This window comes from Streptomyces sp. NPDC032721 (assembly GCF_055579625.1).
Genome location: NZ_JBVIMX010000002.1, coordinates 351232 through 377285 on the forward strand (window position 1 = coordinate 351232; position 26054 = coordinate 377285).

Below are 26054 nucleotides of genomic sequence, written 5' to 3' on the forward strand. Positions count from 1 at the left end.
CGGCGTCGAGGTGCCGGTGGCCCGGGCGGAATTCCGTCCGGGCCACCGGCATGATGAATTCCGGCCGATTCGGGAATCCCCGAACCTCCCCGTGTAGCGGAGGGAAGCCGGGGCACTCGACCGGCGGTGGGGAATTCCGCTTGCCCGGCGGATGGGTTTCCACCGTTGCACATACCGTTCGCACGCCGAAGATGAAGGAGCCATTCATGAGCGAGAACATCTGGGGCTACCGGCCGACGACCGGCCACCGTTCCGGTCTCACCCTGGCCGGATTCAAGGTCGAGGCCACCGACGGAAGCATCGGCAAGGTCGACAAGTACTCCGACGAGGTCGGTTCCGCCTATCTGGTCGTCGACACCGGCGTCTGGATCTTCGGGAAGCACGTGCTGCTGCCGGCCGGCACCGTCGAGCGCATCGACGCCGCCGAGAAGAAGATCTATGTCGGTCTGACCAAGGACCAGATCAAGGACGCGCCCGAGTTCGACAAGGACAAGCACCTCGGTGACCCGGGCTACCACGAGCAGATCGGCGGCTACTACGGCAAGCACCGCCGCGTCTGAGAGACGCGTCCGAGAAAACGCGTCCGGGACACGCGTCCGAGGAACCAGCATCCGAGCGGTTCGCGGCAGCCCTGCGACGGGCAGCGCACCGGACCGCGCGGGGCCGGCCGGGACCACACCCGGCCGGCCCCGCAATTCGTTGGAGCCGTCGCACCCGCCGCCCGCATACTCCCCGCATGACGACCGACCAGAACGCCGCCCTGAGCGTCGGCGAGGACGACAAGGAACTGAGCGACCGGCTCGACAAGGAGCTCACCGCCTTCAACAGCGCGGCCACCGGCGCCTACGACGAGCGGGAACTGTCCGTACGCGTCACCGGCGACGACGGCGAACTGATCGGCGGCCTCACCGGCTGGACCTGGGGCGGCCTCGGCGTCGTGCACATGCTGTGGGTGCGCGAGGACGCCAGGCACGCGGGCTGGGGCGGCAGGCTGATGCGGGCGGCCGAGGCGGAGGCCCTGCGGCGCGGCTGCGACCGCATGACGGTCTCCTCCTTCACCTTCCAGGCGCCGGACTTCTACCGGGGGCTCGGGTACCGGGAGGTCGGCCGCCTGCCCGGCATCCCGGGCGGCAACGAGGACGTGTACTTCTTCAAGGAGCTCGCCGCGGACCGGGCGCCCGGCGCCGAGCGGCAGCCGTCACCCTCGCGCAATGCCGGCGCAACGTCGGACCGGGAGCATTCGGTGCATGACGCCTGAGTCGGCACTACCGCGAGAGCACGCGACCCTGCCCCTCGACAGCACCACCGAACTCCTCACCCGCATCACCTCCCAGCTCGCCGCCCAGCTCGGCCGGATCTCGCCGGACGGGCGCCGCCGGCTCGACGGCGGCCCCGGCATACCGCCCTCGCCCCTGCCCGCCGCCTGAGCTGCACACGGCGGGTGGGGGCCCACGGCGGGTGGGGACGGCTGTCAGTGGGTGCGGTTACGGTCAGTCCCATGGAAAGCACCGCATACGACACGGCCGCGACGCAGCGCTGGGACGCCGAGCCCGACAAACGGCCCGGCAGGACCGCGTTCCAGCGCGACCGCGCCCGGGTGCTGCACTCCGCCGCGCTGCGCAGACTGGCGGGCAAGACCCAGGTGGTGACGCCCGGTTCGCGTAGCCAGGTGTGGGACTCCAGCCCCCGCACCCGGCTCACCCACTCCCTGGAGTGCGCCCAGGTGGGCCGTGAGCTGGGCGCCGCCCTGGGCTGTGACCCCGACCTGGTCGAAGCAGCCTGCCTTTCCCACGACATGGGCCACCCGCCCTTCGGCCACAACGGCGAACAGGCGCTCAACGACTTCGCCAAGGACTGTGGCGGCTTCGAGGGCAACGCCCAGTCGCTGCGCCTGCTCACCCGCCTCGAACCCAAGCGGTTCGTCCCCAGCTCGGCCACCGGCGAACTGGTCAGCGTCGGCCTCAACCTCACCCGCGCCGCCCTGGACGCCGCCACCAAGTACCCCTGGGCGCGCGGCGGTCACCCCACCGAACCCGACTCGGTGAAGTTCGGGGTCTACGAGGACGACCTGCCCGTCTTCGAGTGGGTGCGCGAGGGCGCCCCCGAGCTCCGCAAGTGCTTCGAGGCCCAGGTCATGGACTGGTCCGACGACGTCGCCTACTCGGTGCACGACTTCGAGGACGGCCTGCACGCGGGCCACATCGACCCGAACTTCCTCCTCGCCGAACCCGAGCGGCAGGAGATCTACCGGGTCGCCCTCGGCCGTTACGTCCCCGAGGACACCGACCCCGCCGAACTGGCCGACGCCCTCGACCGGTTGACCGACCAGGAGTGGTGGCCGCACGGCTACGACGGCTCCGCCCTCGCCCAGGCCCGCCTCAAGGACGCGACCAGCCAGCTCATCGGCCGGTTCTGCCTGGCGGCCGAGACCGCGACCCGGGCCGCGTACGGCAGCGGACGGCTCACCAGGTACGGGGCGGAGCTGGTCGTGCCGCGCGAGGCCCGCAACGAGTGCGCGGTGCTCAAGGCCGTCGCCGACCGGTACGTCATGCAGCGCGACGAGCAGGAGAGGCTCCGCGCCGACCAGCGCATCGTGATCGCCGAACTGGCGGAGGCGCTGACGCTGCGGGCACCGGGGGAGGGGCTCGACCCGCAGTTCCGGGCCCTGTTCGACACGGCACCCGACGACCGCGCCCGCAAGCGCGTCCTGGTCGACCAGATCGCCGCCCTCACGGACTCCTCGGCCCGCTCCCTGCACGCACGCCTCACGGTGCGCCGCTGAGCACCCGGAGATCCCGGAGCACCCGGGCCACCCGAAGCCCCCGGGCCCCCGGGCCCCCGGCGGAGCGCCGCGCACTTGCCACCCGCGCGCAACGGCCGCAGAGGTTTCCCCCGCCGGACCTCCGCGGCCGCCGCCACCCCAGGGTCGTACCGATGTGGACGACCGGCGGGGCTTTCGTGCACAACGCAAAGGGAGCCACCCCTTCCGGTGAAGGGTGGCTACGCTCGTGAAAGCGCCGGGGAGGCGTGAACCGCGCGGCTGCGGAGGAGGAAGGGGCCGGCACGCGTGCTACGTATCCACTTCACCGCCGAAGACCTGCACCGGCTGCGGGTGGCCGCCCGCCCGGACCCGCTCTGGGAACTCGTCCACGCACTCCACCTCCTCCAGAACCGGCAGGCCGCACTCGTCTTCGACCCGTGGCGGCGCGAGGTGCAGTGCGCCCTCGCCCGCGAGGGCCTGACGTCCACGGTGGCCGCGCTGAACCGGCTGTGCCCGTGGGCCGCGTACTTCCCCGACTTCCTCACCCCCGGCCGGGGCACCCCCGACCTGGAGACCGGCCTCGACCAGGTGCTGTCGACCCCCAAGCAGCGGCTGGCGGCGGAACTGGGTCAGGTGTTCCCCGAGAGCGGACCGGCCCCCGCCCTCGCCCGCCGCCTCGCGGAGGGCGACCCACCGACGCTCGCCCGCCTGGGCGAGGCACTGCGCCGCGTCTACGCGGTCCTGGTCGCCCCCTACCTCGGCGAGATCCGGGCTGCGGTGGCGGCCGACCGGCCCGCCCGCGCGGAAGCCGCCCTGGAAGGCGGCGCGGACGGCCTCCTCGCCAGCTACCAGCCCGAACTGATCTGGCGGGAGGGCGGCCGGCTGCTCGAAGCGGAGTACCCGGTGGACCGCGAACTCACCCTGGACGGCCGCTCCCTGACCCTCATCCCCGCCTTCTTCTGCGTACGCCGCCCGGTCGCACTCGCCGACCCGCTGCTGCCACCGGTCCTGGTGCACCCGCTGACGCCGGAGCCCGGCTGGCTGGTGCGTTCGCGCGCCGCCAGGGACGGCACGGCCGCACTCCCGGTGGCCCAGCTGATAGGCCACACCAGAGCGGCGGTCCTGGACGTGCTCGACCGCCCGATGACCACCACCCAGCTCGGCTCGGCCCTGCGCCTGACCCTCTCCACGGCCAGCCGCCACGCCACCGTCCTGCGCGAGGCCGGCCTCGTCACCTCCCACCGCCGCGGCCCCACCGTCCTCCACCACCGCACCCCCCTGGGCGACGCCCTCCTCGACACCAACCCCCACCCCTGACCCCGCCCCGCACGTCGTACCGGGTGCCGCCGCCCTAAACCCCACCCCCCTCTTCCGTGTGGTCACCGGGTGCGGGACGCTCGCTGGGGACGCCGTACGGGCGAAGCTCGTGTGTACTGCGTCCGGGGACAGCGCGCCGGAGCAGCGCGAAAGCAGCACAGGGCACAGTGGTGGAGGCATCAAGTGGTCGACGCAGATCAGACGTTCGTGATCGTCGGCGGAGGGCTGGCCGGGGCGAAAGCGGCCGAAACCCTTCGCGCCGAGGGCTTCACCGGGCGGGTGATCCTGATCGGCGACGAACGCGACCACCCCTACGAACGGCCGCCCCTCTCCAAGGGCTTCCTCGCGGGCAAGGCCGACCGCGACAGCGTCTTCGTCCAGGAGACCGGCTGGTACGCCGCCAACGATGTCGAGCTGCACCTCGGCCAGCCCGTAGTGCACCTCGACCGCGAGGCCAAGACCGTCCGCCTCGGCGACAGCACCCTCATCCGCTACGACAAGCTCCTGCTGGCCACCGGCTCCGAGCCCCGCCGCCTGGACATCCCCGGCACCGGCCTCGCCGGGGTCCACCACCTGCGCCGCCTCGCCCACGCCGAGCGGCTGCGCGGGGTCCTCGCCACCCTCGGCCGCGACAACGGCCACCTGGTGATCGCCGGCGCGGGCTGGATCGGCCTGGAGATCGCCGCCGCCGCCCGCGGCTACGGCGCCGAGGTGACCATCGTCGAGGCCGAGCCCACCCCCCTGCACGCCGTCCTCGGCCCCGAACTCGGCCAGCTCTTCACCGACCTGCACGCCGAGCACGGCGTCCGCTTCCACTTCGGCGCCAGGCTCACCGAGATCGTCGGCCAGGACGGCATGGTGCTCGCCGCCCGCACCGACGACGGCGAGGAACACCCCGCCCACGACGTCCTCGCCGCCATCGGCGCCGCCCCGCGCACCGTCCTCGCCGAGTCCTCCGGACTCGCCCTCGTCGACCGTGCGCACGGCGGCGGCATCGCCGTCGACACCCACCTGCGCACCAGCGACCCCGACATCCACGCGGCCGGCGATGTCGCCGCCGTACCCCTGCACCTGCCGGGCTCGCCCCTGCACGGGCAGCGGCTGCGCGTGGAGCACTGGGCGAACGCCCTCAACGGCGGACCGGCGGCAGCCAGGGCGATGCTCGGGCGCGGGGCACCGTACGACCGCATCCCGTACTTCTTCTCCGACCAGTACGACCTCGGCCTGGAGTACGTGGGCTGGGCGCCGCCGGGGACCTACGACCAGGTGGTGGTGCGCGGCGACGCGGGCAAGCGGCAGTTCCTGGCCTTCTGGCTGAAGGACGGGCGGGTGCTGGCCGGGATGAACGTCAATGTGTGGGACGTCACCGACCACGTGAAGCGGCTCATCAGCAGCGGCGAACCCGTGGACCAGCACGCCCTGGCCGACCCCTCCGTACCCCTGGAGTCGCTGCTCACCTCCTGACCGGTGATCACCGGGAGCCCCTTGGACGCCGGACTGTCCGACCCTCCCCGTACACTTCACGCGTGGCAGGCAGGATCAATGACGACGACGTGAAGGCGGTCCGGGAGGCGCTCCCGATCGACGCCGTCGTGTCCGAATACCTTCAGCTCCGCAATGCGGGCGGCGGCAACCTCAAGGGCCTCTGCCCCTTCCACGACGAGAAGTCCCCGTCCTTCCAGGTCAGTCCGAGCAAGGGTCTCTTCCACTGCTTCGGCTGCCAGGAGGGCGGCGACACGATCGCCTTCGTGATGAAGATCGACCACCTCACCTTCGCGGAGACGGTCGAGCGCCTCGCCGCGCAGGCGGGCATCACCCTCAGGTACGAGGAGGGCGGCTACAACCCCTCCACCCAGCGCGGCGAGCGCACCCGCCTCGTCGAGGCGCACAAGGCGGCCGCCGACTACTACATCCAGCAGCTGGAGAGCCCGGAGGCCGAGATCGGCCGGAAGTTCCTCGCCGAGCGCGGCTTCGACCAGCAGGCCGCCGCCCACTTCGGCGTCGGCTACAGCCCGGCCGGCTGGGACCACCTCACCCGCTTCCTGCGCGGCAAGGGCTTCAGCGACAAGGAACTCATCACCTCCGGCCTCTCCCAGGACGGCCGCCGCGGTCCCATCGACCGCTTCCGGGGCCGTCTGATGTGGCCGATCCGCGACATCGGCGGCGAGGTCGTCGGCTTCGGCGCCCGCAAGCTCCGCGACGACGGCACCGACAACGGGCCCAAGTACCTCAACACCCCCGAGACCCCGATCTACAAGAAGTCCCAGGTCCTGTACGGGATCGACCTGGCCAAGAAGGAGATCGCCAAGACCAGCAGGGCGGTCGTCGTCGAGGGCTACACCGACGTCATGGCCTGCCACCTGGCCGGGGTCACGACGGCCATCGCGACCTGCGGCACCGCCTTCGGCAACGACCACATCAAGATCCTCCGCCGCCTCCTCATGGACAACGGCAGCGCCCGCGTGATCTTCACCTTCGACGGCGACGCGGCCGGCCAGAAGGCCGCGCTGCGCGCCTTCGAGGACGACCAGAAGTTCGCCGCCGAGACGTACATCGCGATCGCCCCCGACAACATGGACCCCTGCGACCTGCGCCTGGCCAAGGGCGACGAGGCGGTCGCCGACCTCACCCAGCCGCGCACCCCCCTCTTCGAGTTCGCGCTGCGCCAGATCATCGCGCGCTACGACCTGGAGACCCCGGCCGGCCGCGCGGCGGCCCTCGACGAGGCGGGCCCGGTCGTCGCCCGCATCAAGAACAGCGCCTCCCAGCACGAGGTCGCCGTCCAGCTCGCGGGCATGCTCGGCATCCTGGACACCCAGTTCGTGGTCAAGCGCATCGGGCAGCTCGCCCGCTGGGCCAAGGACAAGGGCGGCCGGGGCGGCCCGCAGCAGCAGCGCAGGCAGGGCGGCCAGGGTTACGAGGCCGCCGCGCCCGCCGCCCCCGTCGTCGCGGGCCCCGCCCTCAACCTCCGCAGCCCGGTCCACCGCACCGAGCGCGAACTCCTCAAGCTGGCCCTCCAGCGCCCGGACCTCGTCTCGCCCGCCTTCGACGCCTACGGCGCCGACGAGTTCACCGCCCCGCCGTACGCCGCCGTCCGGCAGACCATCGAGGACTCGGGCGGCGCGGAACTGGGCGCCCAGGCCCCCGCCGACTACCTCGCCCGGGTCCGCGAGTCCGCCGTCAACGACCAGGTCAGGGCCATGGTCACCGAGCTCGCCGTCGAAGCGATCCACGCCAAGTCGGTCGACGAGATCTACGCCGGGGTCCAGCTCGTCCAGGTCCGGCTGCGCGCCGTGGACCGCCGCATCCTGGAGGTCCAGGGCTCCCTGTCCCGCGCGGGCAGCCACGGCGACCCGGCCACCCTGGCCACCGTCCAGAACGAGCTGTGGGTCCTCCAGCAGTACGCCCAGTCGCTCCGCAACCACGGCGCGGCAGCCCTCTAAGCACTGCCGAGCGGAACGGCCGGCAGGCACTGCCGGTGCGCCACGGGGCACGTCCAGGGATCGTCCGGGTAACCACCCGGTCACGGACCGGACTCAAAAAGTCAACGCACGCCCCTCGCGGCGGCCATGTGTCGCACCCCACACTGGTTGCGGTGCCTGAGGCCCCGAACCGGCAGCGTTCACCCTGGAGGTCGCCCCCGTGCAGACCCAGACCCTGACCGATCCGGTCGCGGCCGTACCCGCACAGAGCCGCGCCGAGCACCACCCGGAAGCAGCCGCCGAGCCCGCCGAGGTCCCCGTGGACGAACCGGGCCAGGAACAACACCAGGACCGCGAACGGGAACAGGAGCGGGAGCAGGAGCAGGAACGCCCCGAGCCGCCCGAACGCCCCCTGCGTGCCGCCGAATCCGCCGGCCCCTCCTCCGACCTCTTCCGCCAGTACTTACGGGAGATCGGCCGCATCCCCCTGCTCACCGCCGCCGACGAGGTAGAACTCGCCCGCAGCGTCGAAGCCGGCCTCTTCGCCGAGGAGAAGCTCGCCGGCTCCACCGATCTGGACACCCAACTCGCCCTGGACCTCGACAAGCTGGTGGTACGCGGCCGGATGGCCAAGCGGCGTCTCATCGAGGCCAACCTGCGCCTGGTCGTCTCCGTGGCGAAACGGTACGTCGGGCGCGGCCTGACCATGCTCGACCTCGTCCAGGAGGGCAATCTCGGCCTGATCAGGGCCGTCGAGAAGTTCGACTACGCCCGCGGCTACAAGTTCTCGACGTATGCGACCTGGTGGATCCGCCAGGCCATGTCCCGGGCCCTCGCCGACCAGGCCCGCACCATCCGGGTCCCGGTCCACGTCGTGGAACTCATCAACCGCGTCGTCCGCGTCCAGCGCCGCATGCTCCAGGAACGCGGCTGCGAACCGACGGCGGACGAGGTCGCCGCCCAGCTCGACCTCACCCCCGAGCGCGTCGGCGAAGTCCTGCGCCTCGCCCAGGAACCCGTCTCCCTGCACGCCCCCGTGGGCGAGGAGGACGACGTCGCCCTGGGCGACCTGATCGAGGACGGCGACGCCACGTCCCCCGTGGAGTCCGCCGCCTTCCTGCTCCTGCGCGAACACCTGGAGGTGGTCCTCTCCACCCTCGGCGAGCGCGAACGCAAGGTCGTCCAGCTCCGCTACGGCCTGGCGGACGGCCGTCCGCGCACCCTGGAGGAGATCGGCCGCATCTTCGGCGTCACCCGCGAACGCATCCGCCAGATCGAGTCCAAGACCCTCAACAAACTCCGCGACCACGCCTTCGCGGACCAGCTGAGGGGCTACCTGGACTGAACTCCGGCCCCGCACACCGGAGTCCGGGCCACCGCTCCGCCCACCACTGCGCCTACTCCACCTCCACCACCGCCTGGGCGAACTGGGCCGCGTACAGCCGCGCGTACGCGCCCTCCGCCGCCAGCAGCTCCTCGTGCGTGCCCTGTTCGACGATCGACCCGTCCTCCATCACCAGGATCACGTCCGCGTCCCGGATCGTGGAGAGCCGGTGCGCGATCACGAAGGACGTGCGCCCGTGGGCGAGGCGTGCCATCGCCTTCTGGATCAGCACCTCGGTACGGGTGTCGACGGAGCTGGTCGCCTCGTCCAGGATCAGGATCACCGGGTCCGACAGGAACGCCCGCGCGATCGTGATCAGCTGCTTCTCGCCCGCGCTGACCCCTGCCCCGTCGTCCTCGATGACGGTGTCGTACCCGTCCGGCAGCGTCCGTACGAAGCGGTCGGCGTGGGCCGCCCGGGCCGCGGCCTCCACCGCCTCCCGGCCGACCTCGCCGCTCGCCCCGTACGCGATGTTGTCCGCGATCGTCCCGCCGAACAGCCAGGTGTCCTGGAGGACCATGCCGACCCCGGCACGCAGCTCCTCCCGCGACATCTTCGCGATGTCCGCGCCGTCCACGGTGATCCGCCCACCGGTGACCTCGTAGAACCGCATCAGGAGGTTGACCAGCGTGGTCTTCCCGGCACCCGTCGGGCCGACGATCGCGACCGTCTGCGCGGGGGAGACCCGCAGCGACAGGTCCTCGATCAGCGGCTTGTCCGCCTCGTAGCGGAAGGAGACGTTCTCGAACTCCACCGCGCCGCGCGGCACGTCGGGGTCCGTCACCGGCAGCTCCGCCGTCGCCGCGTCCGGTTCCTGCTCCTGGGCGTCCAGCAGCTCGAAGACCCGCTCCGCCGACGCCACCGCCGACTGGACCAGGTTCGCCATCGAAGCGATCTGCGTCAGCGGCATCGAGAACTGCCGCGAGTACTGGATGAAGGCCTGGACGTCACCGATGGACAGGGCGCCCGAGGCGACCCGCAGACCGCCCACCACCGCGACCAGGACGTAGCTCAGGTTGGACACGCACATCATCAGCGGCTGCATGATGCCGCTGTTGAACTGGGCCTTGAAACTCGCCTCGTAGAGCTGGTCGTTCTGCTCCTTGAAGGCCGCCGCCGACTCGTCCTGCCGGCCGAAGACCTTCACCAGCGAATGGCCGGTGTACATCTCCTCGATGTGCGCGTTGAGCGTGCCCGTCGTCTTCCACTGCGCCACGAACTGCGGCTGCGACCGCTTGCCGACCTTCGCCGCCACCACCACCGACAAGGGCACCGTGACCAGCGCGACCACCGCGAGCAGCGGCGAGATCCAGAACATGACGATCAGGACGCCCACCACGGTCAGCACCGAGTTGATGAGCTGGCCCATGGTCTGCTGCATGGTCTGGCCGATGTTGTCGATGTCGTTGGTCGTCCTGGAGAGCACCTCACCGCGCTTGGCCCGGTCGAAGTACGACAGCGGCAGGCGCGACAGCTTCGCCTGTACGTCCTGGCGCATCCGGTACACCGTGCGGTTGACCGCCAGGTTCACCAGCCGCGTCGAGACGAGCATCAGGAGCCCGGCCCCGACGTACACCACGAGCACGATCAGCAGGACCTCGCCGACCGCCCCGAAGTCGATGCCCCGGCCCGGGGTGAAGTCGACCCCGGTGAGCATGTCGGCGAACCCGCCCCGGCCGTCCTGCCGCAGGCCCTCGATGGCCTGCGCCTTCGTCGTGCCCGGCTCCATGGTCCGGCCGATTATCCCGCCGAACAGCAGGTCGGTCGCCGAGCCGAGGATCTTCGGTCCTATCACCGACAGCGCGACGCTTCCGACGAGCGCCACGAACATCACCCACAACACGGCCTTCTCCGGCGCGAGTTGCCGCACCAGCCGCTTCGCCGACCCCTTGAAGTCCGTCGACTTCTCGACCGGGGGTCCCATCATCCGTCCACCGGGCCCGCTCATGCCGCCTCAGCCTCCGTCAGCTGGGAGAGCACGATCTCCCGGTAGGTCTCGTTGGTGTCCATCAGCTCGTGGTGCCGGCCGGTGCCCACGACCCGGCCCTCGTCGAGGACGACGATCCGGTCGGCGTCCCTGATCGTCGACACCCGCTGGGCGACGATCAGTACGGTCGCCTCGGCCGTCTCCCGCCCCAGCGCCGCCCGCAGGGCCGCGTCCGTCGCGTAGTCCAGGGCGGAGAAGGAGTCGTCGAAGAGGTAGATCTCCGGGCGCTGGACCAGGGTCCGCGCGATCGACAGGCGCTGGCGCTGGCCGCCGGACACGTTCGTGCCGCCCTGCGAGATCGGGGCGTCGAGCCCGCCCTCCAGGAGCTCCACGAAGTCCTTGGCCTGCGCAGTGTCCAGCGCGTGCCACAGCTCCTCGTCCGTGGCGTCCGGATTTCCGTATCGCAAATTGCTCGCGACCGTCCCCGAGAAGAGGTACGGCTTCTGCGGGACGAGCGAGACCGTCTTGGCGAGCAGCACCGGATCCAGGGTGCGTACGTCGACCCCGTCGACCAGCACCTCGCCGCCGGTCGCGTCGAACAGCCGGGGCACCAGCCCCAGCAGCGTCGACTTGCCGCTGCCCGTGGAGCCGATGATCGCCGTCGTCTCGCCCGGCCTGGCCTCGATCACGATGTCCTTGAGCACCGACTCCTCGGCGCCCGGGTAGCTGAACTCGACGTTGCGCAGCTCCAGTTGGCCGTGCCTGCGCAGCTCGGTGACCGGCGCCACCGGCGGCACCACACTGGAGTGCGTACCGAGCACCTCCTCGATCCGCTCGGCACACACCTCCGCGCGCGGCACCATCATGAACATGAAGGTGGCCATCATCACGGACATCACGATCTGCATCAGATACGCCAGGAACGCGGTCAGCGCCCCGATCTCCATGCCCCCGCTGTCGATCCGGTGCGCCCCGAACCAGACCACCGCCACGCTCGACACGTTCACGACCGTCATCACGATCGGGAACATCAGCGCCATCAGCCGGCCGGTGGCCAGGGACACCTCGGTGAGGTCCTCGTTGGCCTTCCGGAAGCGGCCCTTCTCGTAGTCGTCCTTCACGAACGCCCGGATGACCCGGTTGCCGGTGATCTGCTCGCGCAGCACCCGGTTCACGTTGTCCAGCCGCTCCTGCATCGACCGGAACAGCGGACGCATCCTCCGTACGATCAGCGAGACGGCGATGCCGAGCACCGGCACCACCGCGAGCAGCACCGCCGACAGCGGCACGTCCTGGCCGAGCGCCATGACGATGCCGCCGACGCACATGATGGGCGCGGCCACCACCAGCGTGAAGCTCATCAGCACCAGCATCTGGACCTGCTGGACGTCATTGGTCGTACGGGTGATCAGCGACGGCGCCCCGAACTGCCCGACCTCCCGCGCGGAGAAGCTCTGCACCCGCTCGAAGACGGCGGCCCGGATGTCCCGCCCGAGGGCGGCGGCCGTCCGCGCACCGTAGAAGACAGCCCCGATGTTGCAGACCACCTGGACGAGACTGACGCCGATCATGATCGCGCCGAATTCCAGGATGTAACCCGTGTCCCCCTTCACGACACCGTTGTCGATGATGTCGGCGTTGAGGGTGGGCAGATAGAGGGAGGCGCTCGTCTGCAGCAGTTGCAGCAGCACCAGCAGTGCCATGGGTTTCTTGTACGGGCCGAGATGGGCCCGCAGCAGCTTCAGGAGCACGCGCAGTCTTTCGTCGGGCGGCGGCGGTTGTCGCGGCGGTGGTCGCTCGGGACAGGGATCGGCCCCCATCCTCCGTCAACCGCCGCGCCCGCGCCCAAGGGATTTCCCCAAACCCGGGTCAAGACCGGACCGGCCCCCGGCCTAGTGAACCGGACCGAAAGCCTCCGGGTGGATCTGGTCCCGGGCCGCCGTGTACTGCTGCCGCAGCGCCTTGCCCACGGGCAGGTCGTCGCCCGGCTCCAGCACCTGCGCCACCGCACCCTGCCAGGCCGGCGGGGTGTGCGGGGCGAGCGTGCCCTGCGCCACCCCGAGCGCCCACGCCGCCTGCCGGGCCGCGCCCAGTGCCGCGTACTGCGCGGGCTGGGGGACGACCACCTGGGTGCCGAGCAGCATCGGCGCCATCGCCTGTACGGCGGGCAGTTCGGCCGCCGCCCCCAGCAGGAACACCCGCCGCACCTGCACCCCGCGCGAACGCAGCACGTCCATCGCGTCGGCCAGCGAGCAGAGCATCCCCTCGAAGGCGGCGCGCGCCAGGTGCTCCGGCTTCATCGACTCCCGCCGCAGCCCGAACAGCGTGCCCGCGGTGTGCGGCAGCCACGGGGTGCGCTCACCCTCCAGGTACGGCAGCAGTACGAGACCGGAGGCGCCCGGCGTCGACTTCAGCGCCAGCGCGGACAGCTCCTCCAGGCTCTCCACGCCCAGCATCTCGGCGGTGCCGCGCAGCGCCCGTACCGCGTTGGAGGTGTGCACCACGGGAAGGTGCATGCCGGTCGCGTCGGCGAACGAGGTGATCATCCCGCTGGAGTCGGCGAGCGCCTCGTGGTGCACCGCCGTCACGGACCCCGAGGCCCCCAGCGAGACCACCGCGTCCCCGACCCCGACGCCGAGCCCGAAGGCGGCGGCCATCGTCTCGCCCGTACCGGCCGAGATCAGCAGCCCCTCCGGAGTCGTCCCCGCACTGTCGGAAGGACCGAGCACCTGCGGCAGCGCGGCCTGGTGCCCGAGCGCCAGCTCCACCAGGTCCGGCCGGTACGCACCCGTGGCCGCCGACCAGTACCCGGTCGCGGACGCGGCACCCCGGTCGGTGGTCTGCTGCGCGGGCCGGCCGAGCAACTGCCAGACCAGCCAGTCGTGCGGCTGCATCACGGCGGCGATCCGCTGCGCGTTCTGCGGCTCGTGCCGCCGCAGCCAGGCCAGCTTCGCCACCGGCAACGGCGCCGTCGGCACCGCCCCGACCGCCTCGGCCCACGCCTGCTTCCCGCCGAGCGCCTCCACCAGATCGGCCGCGGCGACCTGCGCCCGCTTGTCGTTGCCGAGCAGCGCCGCCCGCACCGGACTGCCCGCCTGGTCCAGGGTGACCAGAGTGTGCTGCTGCGCGGCCACCCCGATCGCCTGGACGTCGTCCAGCAGCCCGTCCGCCGCGGCCTCGCCCAGCGAGAGCAGCCATGCCTGCGGATCCGCCTCGGTGGCCTTCTCCTCGACCGGATGAGGGGCGTACCCCTCGCGCAGTACCGCGCCCGTGTCCGTGTCGCAGACCACGACGTGTGTGAAACCGGAGGAACTGTCCAACCCCGCGACTATGCCCATGGACACGATTCTGCCGCACTCCACCGGGGCGGAATGCGGCAGCCGTGACCGTGCCTGTTCCTTCGGAGGGGAAGCGGCTCAGGTGTTACTGGTCCCCCAGTCGTCCTCACCGCTCTGCCCGCGTTCCCTGAGCGAGCGCACCCGCTGGGCCACCGAGTCGGGAACCCGGCCGCCCATCTCCCCGACCTTGTCGGTGACGGTGTGCATCGCCCGGCCCGCGAACTCGCGGCCGGTCTGCGCCGCCGACTCCGCGGTGTTCCGCACGGCCGGGTTCTGCGCGATCCGCCGGGCGGACTTCCTGATCTGCTCGTACCGCTCGCGCCCGGCCCGGGTGCCGAGCACGTATCCGAGGGCCAGTCCGGCGACGAACGTGAGCCGGTAGCGCATGGCTGCCACCCTTCTCCTGCAACGGTGTCGGTGTGCGATCCGCCTACCCGCGGTGCCCGCTGATCATCCCGGGCCATACCGATTGGCGGAGCACCCCCCTGCTTGCGCTAATGTATGTCTCGCAGCGAGCGCACGCCCCCGGGAGACCCGGCGGGAGGTGCATTCGGTGCAACCGCAGCAATCCCCTGTAGCTCAATTGGCAGAGCAGCCGGCTGTTAACCGGCAGGTTACTGGTTCGAGTCCAGTCGGGGGAGCGCGGTCCCCTGTAGCTCAATTGGCAGAGCATTCGGCTGTTAACCGGAGGGTTACTGGTTCGAGTCCAGTCGGGGGAGCAGTAAGGAAAGAGGGCCTCTTCGGAGGCCCTCTTTTTCGTCCGCCCACCCGTTCCACTTCACCACTTTGGTGTGGCGTGCGGCACGTTGGGGAACCGTCCCGGCAGCCCTGCGGTCCTCATGGTCATGCGTTGCCGACCATCCGAGGCAGGAGATCGTATGACCGGCTATGCTGCGGCAGACGGCGCGCACATTTGTACGCGCCACGCCGAGTGGGGGCGGTAGCTCAGCCGGTTAGAGCAGCGGACTCATAATCCGTCGGCCGTGGGTTCGAGTCCCACCCGCCCCACTTCGGCAAGCTCAGCAGAAACGTTCTGACCTGGTTGCAGGTCGGTCAGCGGATCTGGTCCGGGGTCACCGTGAGCCAGTGCTTGTCGGCTGTGACCTTCTGGTGGAGTTCCTTCTGGCGCTTCGCGCCTGCGGCCTTCATGCCGTTGAGTTCCTTCAGGTAGCTGTCCTTGCGGTTGACCCAGACGCGGACTCCGCCGTGTTCCACGTCCGTCGAGCGGAAGAGCATCGGGCCGTCGCTCTTGGGGGTGTCGCCGGCGGACAGGACCGGCTTCTGCCACGGGTCGATGTACGTGCTGATGGCGGCGGGCTTGCCCTCGTACCAGGTGGCCGGGGCCCACAGGGACGGGGTCAGTTCGTGGTTTGCGAGCTTCTTCGGGTCGAAGGTGCCGGCCGCGATCTCCTTGCGGGAGCTGGTGACCTCGCCGGTGCGGCGGTCCTTCAGGAGGGTGGAGACGCCCAGTACGTTCTCGGGCTTCACCCCGTAGCCGTACTTGGGGTCGGCGAGCACCATCCGCACCAGGTCCTCGTGCGCGGCGCTCACCACGTACACCTCGATGCCGTGCTTGGTGAGGGTGCGGTAGAGCTCCTGCATGCCGGTGGAGAGCTGCGGGGGCTTCGCGCCGCCGGGCAGTGGGCCCTTGTGGGCGAGGAGTTCGTCCACGTACCCCTTGAGCTGCTTCAGGGTGAAGCCGGAGAAGATCTGGGCGGCCCACGGGTAGGAGACCTGGTCGTCGAGCTCGCAGAGGCGCTCGTAGTACTCGGTGAGGGTCTCCTTGCGGGCGGCTGTGTCCTTGAAGGGGATGATCTTGAGGGAGGGGTCCATGGTGGCGCGGGACAGGACGCCCTTCTGCTCCAGGAAGGGGAGGAGGGATTCCTCCAGGTCGTTGCGGTACGAGGTGTTGTCCGCGTCGAAGACCGCGTACGCGCCCCGGTTCTCGTGGGCGGCGACGGTCTTCGCGAGCTGCTTCGCCACGGGCGCCGGCCAGTGCTTCAGCTCGGCCCTCACCGCGTGCTGCGTGCGCTGCTGGGCGCCGTCGGCGGCGGTCGCCTCGGTGTCCGGCCACAGTGCGGTGGCGGCGACGACGGCGGTGGTGAGGACACCCACCCCCGCGAGCAGTACGGACTTCTTGCGCATCGGGCGTACCGGGCTTGCCTGGTCAGTGTTCACGGCGCGAAAGCGTAGGCCGACCTGCGGAGATTGCCCATGATCGAACTCATGGAGTGGGGTGGGGGCACGGGGGTAGGCGTCCGGGTCCGGCGGAGCGGCTGAACCGTGGGCGATGCGCCGTACGAGCTTTGCGCGACGCTCTGCACGACTCTTCTCGCGGGCATCCGGCGGGTCTAGGCTGGGCCCTCTCCACGCTGTACCCGGCATGAGTTCTCTGCCGAGGGGCGTGCGACGACATGGGGGCATGTCATGGTCGTTCTGTTGGTTGTGGGTGTGGTCGTTCTCTTCGCGCTCGGGGTTCCGCAGCCGGTGTGGTGGCTCATCGGGGGTGTCCTGATCTACGCGTTCGTACGGTACGGGAACGGGATCCGCAGGGTTGCCGAGCCCGGCGGGTACGAGGAGTACCGCCTGCGGCGCGAGCAGCGGGACAAGTGGGACCGGAGGTACCGGCGGCAGCACAAGGGGCAGCGGATCACGCCGGATCGGCCGGCGGACCGGACCTGAGGCCCGAAGGGGCGACGGCAGGTTCGGGTGGGGCATCGGGGCGGTTTCGGATCTTCGTTTGGTTTATGAGACAACTGAACGGAACATTCCGGTCCGTTGAAAGGTGTACTCCATGGTCCTCTCCCTCCTCAGGCGTGCGCGGGCGAAGACCGGTTCGGCAGGCGGCAGGGGCGGCGGGCTGGTGCTGCCGGTGCCCAGGGGTGCGGGCACGGTCGGCTGCGAGGTGGTGGACCCGGTCGGGCAGAAGCTCGGCGGGGCGGAGATCACCGTCACCTCCAAGGCCGACGGGCGCGTCGCCGCCAAGGGCACCACGGACCTGTTCGGCCTGTTCACCGCCGCGCTGCCGGCCGGGGAGTACGGGCTGCTGATGACCGCCGACGGGATGAGTCCCGCCAGCTGGAGCTTCTACATCGAGCCCGGCGAGGCGCTGACCATGGGGCGCGTCGAGATGGAGGTGGCGCAGCAGCTGGAGCCGCCGTCGCCGGGGATGTGGACCATCGACCCGCCGCACACCGCGATCCGCTTCATCGCCAAGCACGTCGGCATGGCCAATGTGCACGGGCGGTTCCAGAAGTTCGAGGGCGGGGTGCGGGTGGCGGAGAACCCGGAGGAGTCGGAGGTACGGGTGCGCATCGAGGCCGCCAGCTTGACCACCGGCAACAAGACGCGCGACAACCACCTGCGGTCGGCGGACTTCCTGGACGTGGAGAACTACCCGTACATCGACTTCGTGAGCGAGCGGTTCGTCTACCGGGGCGGCAACTCGTGGTCCGTGCAAGGGGCGTTGACCCTGCACGGGGTGAGCCGCTCGGTGGCGCTGGACACCGCGTACCTGGGCGCGGTGAACGGCGGCTACGGCGAGGAGCTGCGGTGCGCGGCGCGGGCCACGGCGGAGCTGCACCGGGAGGACTACACGCTGAACTGGCGGAACATGCTGGCCAGGGGGATCGCGATCGTGGGGCCCACGGTGCGGTTGGAGATGGACGTGCAGACGATGTTCCAGGGGCCGGACACGCCGACTCCTCCGGAGTAGGGGGCCAGGGCCTCGGAGTACGGGCCTGGGCTCCGGTGTACGGGCCGGGGTTCCGGTGTACGGACCGGGGCCCCGGTGTGCGGACCGGGGCCCAACCGGCCCGAACTCGGCCCGAACCCGTTCCGAACGGGATCCGAGCCGCCCGGGGCGAGAGTCCGGTGGTCAGCACGAGTGCCGTGCCGACGACCCGACGCACCCCTGGGAGAAGAGATGTCCCTCGACGCCGACACACCCGTATCCGCCGCACCGAGAGCCACCGCCCGCCAGTGGTTCGGCCTCGCCGTACTGCTGCTGCCCGTCACCCTGATGACCGCCGACCTCGGCGTGCTGTGGCTGGCCACCCCGTACCTGACCGCCGATCTGCGTCCCACCGGCACCGAGCTGCTGTGGGCGACGGACATGTACGGGTTCATGACCGCCGGGTTCCTGGTGGTGATGGGGTCGCTCGGCGACCGGATCGGCAGGCGCAGACTGCTGCTGTACGGGTCGGCCGGGGTGATCGCGGCCTCGCTTCTCGCGGCGTACGCCTGGAGCCCCGAAGTCCTCATCGCGGCACGGGCGTTGCTCGGGGTCGCGGGCGCGGCGGTACTGCCCTCCACCCTCTCCCTGATCAGCCACATGTTCGCCGACGCCCGGCAGCGGGCCACGGCCATCGCGATGTGGGTCACCGCGCTGTCGGTGGGTGTCGGCATCGGCCCGATCGTGGGCGGCGTGCTGCTGGAGAACTTCTGGTGGGGCTCGGTGTTCCTGGTGGGCGTGCCGGTGATGCTGCTCGCGATGGCACCGGCGCCGCTGCTGCTGCCGGAGTACCGGGACCCGGCGGCCGGGCGGATCGACGGGGTCAGCGTGGTGCTGTTCCTCGGGGCTGTGCTGCCGGTGGTGTACGGGATCAAGAAGTCCGCGGAGCACGGGCCCGGCGGTGCGTCCGGCATCGCGCTGGTGGTGGGTCTTGGCGTCGGAGTCGCCTTCGTACGGCGGCAGTTCGGGCTCGCGTCGCCGCTGCTGGACGTACGGCTCTTCGGGAACCGGGCGTTCACCGGGGCGCTGGTGATGCTCCTGCTCGGCATGGCCGCGCTGAACGGGATCGAGTATTTGGTCCCGCAGTACCTCCTCTCCGTGGGCGGACTGTCCCCGCTGGTGGCGGGCCTGTGGCTGCTGCCGGGAGCGGTGGGCCTGATCCTCGGCTCGCAGCTGACGCCGGTGCTGGCGCGGCGGGTGCGCCCGGCGTGGGTTGTGGCCGGCGGCCTGACCGTCGCGCTCGTCGGCTTCGGGGTCGTGTACGGGGGCGGAGTGGCGGGTGCGGCCGTGGGCGCGGCCCTGGTGATGTTCGGGGTGGCCCCGATCAGCGTGCTCGGCACCGCGCTCGCGGTGGGCTCGGCCCCGCCGGAGAAGGCCGGTTCGGCGGCGGCCGTCGGCCAGACCGCGTACGACCTGGGCCTGGCGCTGGGCATCGCGGTCACGGGCAGCGTGGCGACTGCGGTCTACCGGGGCGGTGTCGCGGAGGGCGCACCGGAGGGGCTGCCGGAATCGGCGGTGGCCGCGGCGGGCGACACGGTGGGCGGCGCGATCGCCGCGGCCGAACCACTGGGCGCGCTGGGGGACCGTCTGGTGGAGGTGGCCCGAACGGCCTTCGTCGGGGGCTTCGAGGTGGCGGCGGTGATGAGCGGGGCGGTCGCGGTGCTGGCGGGGGTGCTGGTGGTGGTGCTGTTGAGGAAGGTGCCGGTGGTCGGGGGCGAGTGAGGGGGCCGAGGGGGCCGAGGGGGGCCCAGGGGATGAGGGGCTTGCCGCTGAGCGGCAAGCCCCTCATCGGCGTCGGGGGGGGATGACCGGCCCTCGGGGCACGGTGCTGAGGTGCGGCGGTGTGGGGTACGGACGGGTGGCGGTACGGGGGCACGAGGGCGTGGCAGTACGGAGGTACGGGGGCGTGGCGGTACAGGGGTGTGGGGGCACGGCGGTACGGGCGCGTGGCAGTGTGGAGGTGCGGACGCGTGGCAGTAAAGCGGTACGGGGGGCGTGGCAGAGTGCGGGGGCACGGGCGCGTGGTGGTGCAGCGGTGTGGCCATACGGTCAATTGGGCGGGGGGCGGTACGGGGGCACGGGCGCGTGGCAGTGTGGCCGTGTGCTCGCTGTCAGGCGAGTGGCTCCGTGTTCTGGCAGGCGGTTAGGTGCCGTTGCCCGCCCCCTGAGCATCACGTAGAGCGGCTCGTCTTCGGGCGTTCGGTATTGCGCGTGCACCTTGGTCGTCGCCACGTCGGGGCGGACGAGCAGCGCGCGTACCACCTCGTACAGCACCGTCAACCCCGGGCAGTGAACGCCGAAGCCCCCGGGCGGCTGTTGCCGTCCGGGGGCTTCGGGAGGGTGCGGGAGGGGTCAGGGGGCCGCGAGGAACTCCGCGACCGTCGACTCCGCCTCCATCAGTACGCGCTTGGCGTCCACCTCGTCCTCCACCACCGTTCCGTACACCACCTTCATCCGCGTGTCCGTCATGCCCGTGTACTCCGAGATGCCCACCCGCAACTGCCGGTCCAGCGCCTCGTCCAGTCCTCGTTCCGCCATGTCCTCGGGGCCCGCCCCCGCCAGTACCAGCCACAGCATCCGCTTCTCGGCGAACGGGGTGCGCGACGCGCGGTTGCCGTACGCGAAGCCGTGCGTCCAGGTGCGGTCGAACCAGCCCTTGAGGATCGCCGGGAAGGAGTACCACCAGAGGGGGAAGACCACGACGACCTCGTCCGCCGCCCCGATCCGCTCGATGTGGGCCCGCACTTCGGGGCTGTACGTCTTGTGGGGGTCCGACCAGTCCGGTTCGTCGGCCTCCGTCATGCGTGGGTCGAAGTCCTCGGCGTGCAGGTCGAGGAAGTCCACCGTGCGGCCCGACGCCTCCAGTTGTTCACGGGTGCGGGCGGCGGCCTTGCCGGTGAGGGAGTCGGGGCGGGGGTGGGCGACGACGAGAAGGGTGTGGGGCATGGGGTGCTCCTGGTTGAGTGGTGCTGGTGCAGGGGGAGTTGGGGTGAGGGCCGGGTTAGACGCCCAGGCCCGAGCCGCCGCTCACGTCGATGTTCTGGCCGGTGATCCAGCGCGCGTCGTCCGAGGCGAGGAAGCCGACCACGTCCGCCACGTCCGCCGGCTGGCCCACCCTGTTGAAGACCGAGAACGCCGCCGCGTGCGCCTTCGCGTCCGCGTCCGCCATCCACGGGTGGATGTCCGTCTCGATGGTGCCGGGCGACACCGCGTTGACCGTGATGCCCCGGGAGCCCAGCGTCGCCGCCAGGGTGAGGGTCAGAACCTCCACCGCGCCCTTGCTCGCCGCGTACGACGTCATGCCCGGGAACGCGACCTTCGTGACGCCCGACGACACGTTGATGATGCGACCGCCGTCGCGCAGCCGCTCCAGGCCCTTCTGGATGATGAAGAAGGGGGCCTTCGCGTTCACCGCGAAGACGCGGTCGTAGTCGTCCTCGGTGACGTCCTGGATCTGGCCGGGGCCCGCGATCCCCGCGTTGTTGACGAGGATGTCCACGCCGTCCGCGTGCAGGTCGAAGGCCGCCCAGAGGGCCTGCGCGTCGCCCGGGATGCCGAGTTCGGTACGGAGGGCGAAGGCGCGGCCGCCCTCGTCCTCGATGGCGGCGACCGTCTCCTTGGCGGCCTGCTCGTTGGCGGCGTAGTGGACGCCGACCAGGGCCCCCTCGCGGGCCAGTCGCAGGGCGATCGCCCGGCCGATGCCCCGGCTGCCGCCCGTCACGAGTGCGGTCTTGCCGGTGAGGGGGCGGGTGGGGGAGGTGAGAGTGGTGGGAGTGGTGGGGGTGGTCATGGGGGCAGGGCTCCTTGGGGTGGGTGTTCCGCATGTTCCGGAGGGGGCCGTGCGCCCCGCTCTCGGTGAACCTCACTCTCCGGCCGCCCTGTTCGGGCCCTGCTCGGACACTGTTACGGGCCTGTTCGGGGGCCGGGTTACCGTGGCGCATGCGATACGGAGTGCTGGGTCCTGTCCAGGTCGTCACCGATGCCGGGGCGCCCGTCCGGGTGCCGGAGCTCAAGGTCAGGGCGTTGCTCGCGGCCCTCCTCGTCGACCCCGGCCGCCCCGTTCCCTCGCACCGGCTCATCGACGCGCTGTGGGGCGACTACCCCGACCGGCACCCCGGGCAGCCCCTGCGTGCCCTCCAGGCCAAGGTCTCCCAGTTGCGCCGCGTCCTGGACGAGGCCGAGCCAGGGGCCAGGGACGCCGTCGTGTCCCGGCCGCCCGGGTATCTGATCGAGCCGGGCACCGGAGCCCTCGACGCGCACCGGTTCGCGGACCTCCTCGCCCGCGCCAGGGGCGCCGACGACCCCCGCTCCCGTACCGAAATACTCACCTCCGCACTGGAGTTGTGGCGTGGGCCCGCCTTCGCCGACTTCGCCGATGAACCCTTCGCGCTCGCCGCCGCCAACCGGCTGGAGGAGGACCGGGCCGTCGTGGCCGAGGAGCTGGCCGAGGCGCGGCTCGCCCTCGGGGAGCACGCCGCGCTCATCGGGGAGCTCGCCGACCTCGTCGCCCGCCACCCGCTGCGCGAACGCCTCCGTGCCGTACAGCTCAAGGCCCTCTACCGGGCGGGACGGCAGAGCGAGGCCCTGGCCGCGTACGAGGAGCTGCGCGGCCGGCTCGCCGACGAGCTCGGACTCGACCCCGGGCCCGAACTGGTCGCCCTCCACCAGGCGGTGCTGACCCAGGACCCCGGGCTCACCGCCGCCCCGGTGCCGCCCGCACCCGCCGCCCCGCGCAGCAACCTGCCCGCCGCCCTCACCGAACTCGTCGGCAGGGCGGAAGAGGTCGACGGAGTCGTCCAACTGCTGGGCGCCGCACGGCTGGTGACGCTCGTCGGGCCCGGCGGGGTCGGCAAGACCCGGCTGGCCGTGGCGGTCGGGGAGCGCCTCGTCCCGGAGTTCCCCGACGGGGTCTGGCTCACCGGACTGGCCGCTCTGCCCGCGACCGCCGACACCGAGGACGTGGCCGCCGCGGTCGCCGGAGCCCTCGGCATCCGCGACGACGGCACCTGGGGCGCGGACGCCGACACCGCCACCGCGTCCGGGCGGCTCGCCGCGGCACTCAAGCCCCGCGACACCCTCCTCGTGCTCGACAACTGCGAGCACCTCGTCGAGGCCGTCGCCGCCCTGGCCGGACCACTGCTCGCGGCCGCACCCGGCCTGCGCGTCCTCGCCACCAGCCAGGAGACCCTCGCCGTGCCGGGCGAGAGCGTCCGGAACGTGCCGGCCCTCGGCCTCGCCGACGCCGTCGCGCTCTTCACCGCCCGCGCCCAGGGCATCGGACCCGACGACGCCGACTCCGCTGCGGTGGAAGCCATCTGCCGCCGTCTCGACGGCATTCCGCTCGCCCTCGAACTGGCCGCCACCCGCGTCCGGGCGCTGGGCGTGCACCGGCTGCTCGACCGCCTCGACGACCGCTTCCGGGCGCTCGGCACCTCCGTCTCGCGCGGAGTCCCCGCACGTCAGCAGACCCTCCGCGCGATGATCGACTGGAGCTGGGAACTCCTCTCGGGACCCGAACGCGCCGTGCTGCGCCGTCTCGCCGCCCATGCCGACGGCTGCACCGCCGAAGCGGCCGAAGCGGTGTGCGCGGGCGGGGAGGTCGCCGCCGACGACGTACTCGACCTGCTGACCCGGCTCGTCGACCGCTCCCTCGTGGTGCCCGTGCGGGCCGGTGCGTGCGAGCCGCGCTACCGGCTGCTGGAGTCCGTCGCCGCGTACGCCGTCGAACGGCTGCGGGAGGCGGACGAGGAGAGCGGCGTACGGGCCCGCCACCTCGCCCACTACACCGCCCTCGCCGAGCGGGCGGAGCCCCTGGTGTGCGGGAGCGACGCCCAGGAGTGGCTGGAGCTGCTCACCGCCGAATCCGCCAACTTCCGTACCGCACTGGACACTTCGGTACGCGGCGGGGACGAGGAGGGCGCGCTGCGGCTGGTGGCCGCGCTGTCCTGGTCGTGGGTGCTGCGCGGGCGGATCGTGGAGGGGCGCAGGGCGCTCGCCGACGCCCTCTCCGTCCCCGCCACCGGGGACCACGAGGCGCTGCGGGCGTGCGTCGGGGCGTGGCGGGTCGGCGTCGACATCCTCTCCGGCGACGGCAGGGACCGTACGGGCCGGATCGCCGCCGCCCTGAAGGCGTACGAGGGTCTGTGCGAGACGCACGAACAGGCGCGGGCCCGCTGGTTCCTCGCGCACGCGCTGTGCGGCACCGGGGACACCACGCTGGGCGAGAGGCTCACCGCCGGTGCCCTGGAGAGCTTCCGGGAGTACGGGGACGACTGGGGGACCGCCGCCGCGCTCGCCGACCGCTCCGTGCAGCGGCTGCTGCGCGGCGACCTCGACGGGGCCGGGGAAGACGCGGTGAACAGTGACCGGCTCTTCCGTGAACTGGGCGACCAGGCCGCCCGGTTGTGGACCGTGCACACCCAGGCATCGATCTCCGAGATCCACGGCGACTACGCCACCGCCGCCCGGCTCCAGCACGCCGCCCTGCGCACCGCCCGCCGTCTCGGGCTCGCCACCCAGGCCGCCGACCTGCTCTCCGGGCTCGGCCGGATCGCCCTGCTCACCGGGAACCTCGCCGAGGCCCGCGAGTACCACGAGGAGTCCCGCCGGCTGGCCGCCGCGCAGGGGTTCCGGGCGGGGGAGACCAACGCGGAGCTCGGGCTCGGGCTCGGGGCGCGGCGGGCGGGCGACCTGGACGCGGCGGAGGAGTACCTGCGGCGGGTCCTCCAGTGGCACCGGGAGGTGGGGCTCGACGGGGCCAACGGGTTGATCCTGGCGGAGCTGGGGTTCGTGGCGGAGCTGCGGGGGGACGCCGAGGGGGCGATGGAGCTGCAGGTGGAAGGGCATGCGACCGCGCTCGGCACCGGGGACCCCCGGGCCATCGCTCTGGGGCTGGAGGGGGTGGCGGGGGCGCTTGCGATGCGCGGCGGGTACGAGGACGCCGCCCGGCTGCTGGGGGCGGCGGCTGCGGCGCGGGAGTCGGCCGGGGCGCCGTTGCCGGTGGCGGAGCGGGGGGATGTGGCGCGGATCGAGGCGAAGTGCCGGGAGGGGATGGGGGGTTGTGGTGCCGCCTATGAGGCGGCGTACGGGGAGGGGTGGGAGAGGGGGCCGGAGGGGGTTCGGGGGGTGGTGCGGGGAGTAGTGGTGGTGTGAGGGTGGGGGCTGCGCCCCCGTGCACGGGCTGCGCCCGTGCGTCCTCAAACGCCGGACGGGCTGGGTTACGTCAGCTGGCCCCTCAGCCAGTTTTCCACCGCGCCCACGTGTGCCGCCGCCGCCGTTCTGGCCGCTTCCGGGTCGCGGTCGGCCAATGCCTGGTAGATGCGGGCGTGTTCCTCCCTCGTCCGGGCGAAGGCGTCCGCCTCCTGGTGGCCCCGGCTGACCCTGGCGCGGAAGGTGCGGGAGGACAGGCCCTCCACTATCGCGGCCAGTGCCTCGTTTCCGGCCGCCTGGGTGATCGTGCGGTGGAAGGACATGTCGGCGGCCAGGAACTCCTCCGGGTCGTCCGTTCCGTTCATGGCGTCCAATTGGTCCGACAGCGCGGCCAGTTGGGTGGCGTCGATACGGGCCGCGGCCAGCGCCGTCGCGGAGGCCTCCAGGATGCGGCGTACCTCAAGGAACTCCACCAGGCGGGACTTGGGGGAGATCTCGGCGACGATGCCGAAGGTGTCCAGGAGGTCGACCGCCTCCAGGTTGGTGACGTAGATGCCGGAGCCGTGGCGGGACTCCAGGACGCCCAGCACGGTGAGCGCGCGGATGGCCTCGCGCATGGAACTGCGGGAGATCCCGAGGTGTACGGCCAAGTCCCGTTCAGTGGGCAGTCGTTGCCCCGACGTAAGCTGCCCCTCGGTGATCATTGCTTTGATGGCTTCGATGGCGCGGTGGGTCACCGTCCCCTTCTCGGAGGGGAGTTCGGGATTGTTCGTGGGAGTGCTCTCGGCGCTGCTGACGGCCATGGGGTCCCTCCGGGGGCTCGACGGTTGCATGCGAGTCGCGAGTTTCGAGTCGCGAGTCTAGCCCGGCGCCATGGGTCAGCGATGGCCTAGTCATCGGACCAATGTGGTCACTTTCTCGGGAAAAAGGGCCTTGAGGGGTGTTGGAAGCCCGGATAGGTCTGATAAATATTCTGCGCGGCCTTGTGGGGCCCGTCGACAACCTCTTTTTCGTCCGGCCGAG

General features: G+C 71.6%; 20 protein-coding genes and 3 tRNA genes. 15 read left to right on the forward strand and 8 right to left on the reverse strand.

The features are described 5' to 3' along the window. Positions 1–206: 206 nt before the first annotated feature. The 8 genes from ACZ5PB_RS07775 (at position 207) to ACZ5PB_RS07810 (ending at position 8845) form a co-directional block, all read left to right on the forward strand. Positions 207–560 carry a PRC-barrel domain containing protein gene (locus ACZ5PB_RS07775; RefSeq protein ID WP_468688739.1) on the forward strand — a complete coding sequence of 118 codons (354 nt, stop codon included), beginning with the start codon at positions 207–209 and terminating at the stop codon, positions 558–560. 176 nt (positions 561–736) lie between these two features. Continuing rightward, on the forward strand, positions 737–1258 hold the full coding sequence (locus tag ACZ5PB_RS07780; RefSeq protein WP_468688740.1) for a GNAT family N-acetyltransferase: 522 nt from the start codon (positions 737–739) through the stop codon (positions 1256–1258). Beyond that, positions 1248–1427 carry a hypothetical protein gene (locus tag ACZ5PB_RS07785; RefSeq protein WP_468688742.1) on the forward strand — a complete coding sequence of 60 codons (180 nt, stop codon included), beginning with the start codon at positions 1248–1250 and terminating at the stop codon, positions 1425–1427. Before ACZ5PB_RS07780 ends, ACZ5PB_RS07785 begins: the two co-directional genes overlap by 11 nt. Positions 1428–1498: 71 nt before the next feature. Further along, positions 1499–2782 carry a deoxyguanosinetriphosphate triphosphohydrolase gene (locus ACZ5PB_RS07790; RefSeq protein WP_468688743.1) on the forward strand — a complete coding sequence of 428 codons (1284 nt, stop codon included), beginning with the start codon at positions 1499–1501 and terminating at the stop codon, positions 2780–2782. A gap of 285 nt (positions 2783–3067) precedes the next feature. Then, positions 3068–4078, forward strand: coding sequence for an ArsR/SmtB family transcription factor (locus ACZ5PB_RS07795; protein ID WP_468688744.1), 1011 nt, complete (start codon positions 3068–3070; stop codon positions 4076–4078). A gap of 183 nt (positions 4079–4261) precedes the next feature. Continuing rightward, entirely contained in the window at positions 4262–5542 is a 1281-nt protein-coding gene (locus ACZ5PB_RS07800) for an NAD(P)/FAD-dependent oxidoreductase (RefSeq protein ID WP_468688746.1), read from the forward strand. 62 nt (positions 5543–5604) lie between these two features. Then, a complete protein-coding gene (dnaG, locus tag ACZ5PB_RS07805) occupies positions 5605–7521 on the forward strand; it encodes a DNA primase (protein ID WP_468688747.1) in 1917 nt (638 codons plus the stop codon). 184 nt (positions 7522–7705) lie between these two features. Then, on the forward strand, positions 7706–8845 hold the full coding sequence (locus ACZ5PB_RS07810) for an RNA polymerase sigma factor (RefSeq protein WP_468688926.1): 1140 nt from the start codon (positions 7706–7708) through the stop codon (positions 8843–8845). A gap of 52 nt (positions 8846–8897) precedes the next feature. Here the strand turns inward: ACZ5PB_RS07810 and ACZ5PB_RS07815 are convergent, their stop codons facing one another. The 4 genes from ACZ5PB_RS07815 to ACZ5PB_RS07830 all read right to left on the reverse strand — a co-directional run bounded on the left by ACZ5PB_RS07815 (position 8898) and on the right by ACZ5PB_RS07830 (position 14536). Beyond that, entirely contained in the window at positions 8898–10832 is a 1935-nt protein-coding gene (locus tag ACZ5PB_RS07815; RefSeq protein ID WP_468688748.1) for an ABC transporter ATP-binding protein, read from the reverse strand. Further along, complete coding sequence (locus tag ACZ5PB_RS07820) at positions 10829–12562, reverse strand: ABC transporter ATP-binding protein (protein WP_468688750.1); 1734 nt, start codon at positions 12560–12562, stop codon at positions 10829–10831. Before ACZ5PB_RS07820 ends, ACZ5PB_RS07815 begins: the two co-directional genes overlap by 4 nt. Positions 12563–12703: 141 nt before the next feature. Continuing rightward, on the reverse strand, positions 12704–14149 hold the full coding sequence (locus ACZ5PB_RS07825) for an FGGY family carbohydrate kinase (RefSeq protein ID WP_468688752.1): 1446 nt from the start codon (positions 14147–14149) through the stop codon (positions 12704–12706). Between the two features lie 78 nt (positions 14150–14227). Further along, positions 14228–14536 (reverse strand): YtxH domain-containing protein, encoded by a 309-nt coding sequence (locus tag ACZ5PB_RS07830; protein ID WP_468688928.1) that lies wholly within the window; start codon positions 14534–14536, stop codon positions 14228–14230. 181 nt (positions 14537–14717) lie between these two features. Between ACZ5PB_RS07830 and ACZ5PB_RS07835 the strand changes: the two genes are divergently transcribed. From ACZ5PB_RS07835 to ACZ5PB_RS07845, 3 genes are all read left to right on the forward strand, one after another. Then, positions 14718–14790 (forward strand) — tRNA-Asn (locus ACZ5PB_RS07835). 5 nt (positions 14791–14795) lie between these two features. After that, positions 14796–14868, forward strand: a tRNA-Asn gene (locus ACZ5PB_RS07840). Positions 14869–15083: 215 nt separating this feature from the next. After that, positions 15084–15157 (forward strand) — tRNA-Ile (locus tag ACZ5PB_RS07845). Between the two features lie 45 nt (positions 15158–15202). Here the strand turns inward: ACZ5PB_RS07845 and ACZ5PB_RS07850 are convergent. Further along, positions 15203–16327 (reverse strand): HAD family hydrolase, encoded by a 1125-nt coding sequence (locus ACZ5PB_RS07850; protein ID WP_468688754.1) that lies wholly within the window; start codon positions 16325–16327, stop codon positions 15203–15205. Between the two features lie 249 nt (positions 16328–16576). Between ACZ5PB_RS07850 and ACZ5PB_RS07855 the strand changes: the two genes are divergently transcribed. The 3 genes from ACZ5PB_RS07855 (at position 16577) to ACZ5PB_RS07865 (ending at position 19604) form a co-directional block, all read left to right on the forward strand. Continuing rightward, positions 16577–16831 (forward strand): hypothetical protein, encoded by a 255-nt coding sequence (locus ACZ5PB_RS07855; protein ID WP_468688756.1) that lies wholly within the window; start codon positions 16577–16579, stop codon positions 16829–16831. Between the two features lie 112 nt (positions 16832–16943). Continuing rightward, the gene (locus ACZ5PB_RS07860) at positions 16944–17864 is read left to right on the forward strand and encodes a YceI family protein (RefSeq protein WP_468688758.1); all 921 of its coding nucleotides are present in this window, start codon (positions 16944–16946) and stop codon (positions 17862–17864) included. Between the two features lie 210 nt (positions 17865–18074). Next, on the forward strand, positions 18075–19604 hold the full coding sequence (locus ACZ5PB_RS07865) for an MFS transporter (RefSeq protein ID WP_468688759.1): 1530 nt from the start codon (positions 18075–18077) through the stop codon (positions 19602–19604). Positions 19605–20234: 630 nt separating this feature from the next. Here the strand turns inward: ACZ5PB_RS07865 and ACZ5PB_RS07870 are convergent. Beyond that, entirely contained in the window at positions 20235–20828 is a 594-nt protein-coding gene (locus ACZ5PB_RS07870; RefSeq protein WP_468688761.1) for an NAD(P)H oxidoreductase, read from the reverse strand. Positions 20829–20883: 55 nt separating this feature from the next. Beyond that, the gene (locus tag ACZ5PB_RS07875; protein WP_468688763.1) at positions 20884–21672 is read right to left on the reverse strand and encodes an SDR family oxidoreductase; all 789 of its coding nucleotides are present in this window, start codon (positions 21670–21672) and stop codon (positions 20884–20886) included. A gap of 149 nt (positions 21673–21821) precedes the next feature. On the opposite strand from ACZ5PB_RS07875, the gene ACZ5PB_RS07880 reads away from it, so the two are divergent. Then, positions 21822–25034, forward strand: coding sequence for an AfsR/SARP family transcriptional regulator (locus ACZ5PB_RS07880; protein ID WP_468688764.1), 3213 nt, complete (start codon positions 21822–21824; stop codon positions 25032–25034). Between the two features lie 65 nt (positions 25035–25099). Here ACZ5PB_RS07880 and ACZ5PB_RS07885 read toward each other — a convergent pair whose 3' ends face one another. Continuing rightward, complete coding sequence (locus ACZ5PB_RS07885) at positions 25100–25834, reverse strand: FadR/GntR family transcriptional regulator (protein ID WP_468688766.1); 735 nt, start codon at positions 25832–25834, stop codon at positions 25100–25102. Between the last annotated feature and the right edge of the window lie 220 nt (positions 25835–26054).

What these genes read in the sequence shown, in the direction of transcription:
- ACZ5PB_RS07775 (WP_468688739.1), top strand. Translation starts at nt 207, where the DNA reads ATGAGCGAGAACATCTGGGGCTACCGGCCGACGACCGGCCACCGTTCC.
- ACZ5PB_RS07780 (WP_468688740.1), top strand. Translation starts at nt 737, where the DNA reads ATGACGACCGACCAGAACGCCGCCCTGAGCGTCGGCGAGGACGACAAG.
- ACZ5PB_RS07785 (WP_468688742.1), top strand. Translation starts at nt 1,248, where the DNA reads ATGACGCCTGAGTCGGCACTACCGCGAGAGCACGCGACCCTGCCCCTC.
- ACZ5PB_RS07790 (WP_468688743.1), top strand. Translation starts at nt 1,499, where the DNA reads ATGGAAAGCACCGCATACGACACGGCCGCGACGCAGCGCTGGGACGCC.
- ACZ5PB_RS07815 (WP_468688748.1), bottom strand. Translation starts at nt 10,832, where the DNA reads ATGAGCGGGCCCGGTGGACGGATGATGGGACCCCCGGTCGAGAAGTCG.
- ACZ5PB_RS07825 (WP_468688752.1), bottom strand. Translation starts at nt 14,149, where the DNA reads ATGGGCATAGTCGCGGGGTTGGACAGTTCCTCCGGTTTCACACACGTC.
- ACZ5PB_RS07830 (WP_468688928.1), bottom strand. Translation starts at nt 14,536, where the DNA reads ATGCGCTACCGGCTCACGTTCGTCGCCGGACTGGCCCTCGGATACGTG.
- ACZ5PB_RS07855 (WP_468688756.1), top strand. Translation starts at nt 16,577, where the DNA reads ATGGTCGTTCTGTTGGTTGTGGGTGTGGTCGTTCTCTTCGCGCTCGGG.
- ACZ5PB_RS07860 (WP_468688758.1), top strand. Translation starts at nt 16,944, where the DNA reads ATGGTCCTCTCCCTCCTCAGGCGTGCGCGGGCGAAGACCGGTTCGGCA.
- ACZ5PB_RS07865 (WP_468688759.1), top strand. Translation starts at nt 18,075, where the DNA reads ATGTCCCTCGACGCCGACACACCCGTATCCGCCGCACCGAGAGCCACC.
- ACZ5PB_RS07870 (WP_468688761.1), bottom strand. Translation starts at nt 20,828, where the DNA reads ATGCCCCACACCCTTCTCGTCGTCGCCCACCCCCGCCCCGACTCCCTC.
- ACZ5PB_RS07875 (WP_468688763.1), bottom strand. Translation starts at nt 21,672, where the DNA reads ATGACCACCCCCACCACTCCCACCACTCTCACCTCCCCCACCCGCCCC.
- ACZ5PB_RS07880 (WP_468688764.1), top strand. Translation starts at nt 21,822, where the DNA reads ATGCGATACGGAGTGCTGGGTCCTGTCCAGGTCGTCACCGATGCCGGG.
- ACZ5PB_RS07885 (WP_468688766.1), bottom strand. Translation starts at nt 25,834, where the DNA reads ATGGCCGTCAGCAGCGCCGAGAGCACTCCCACGAACAATCCCGAACTC.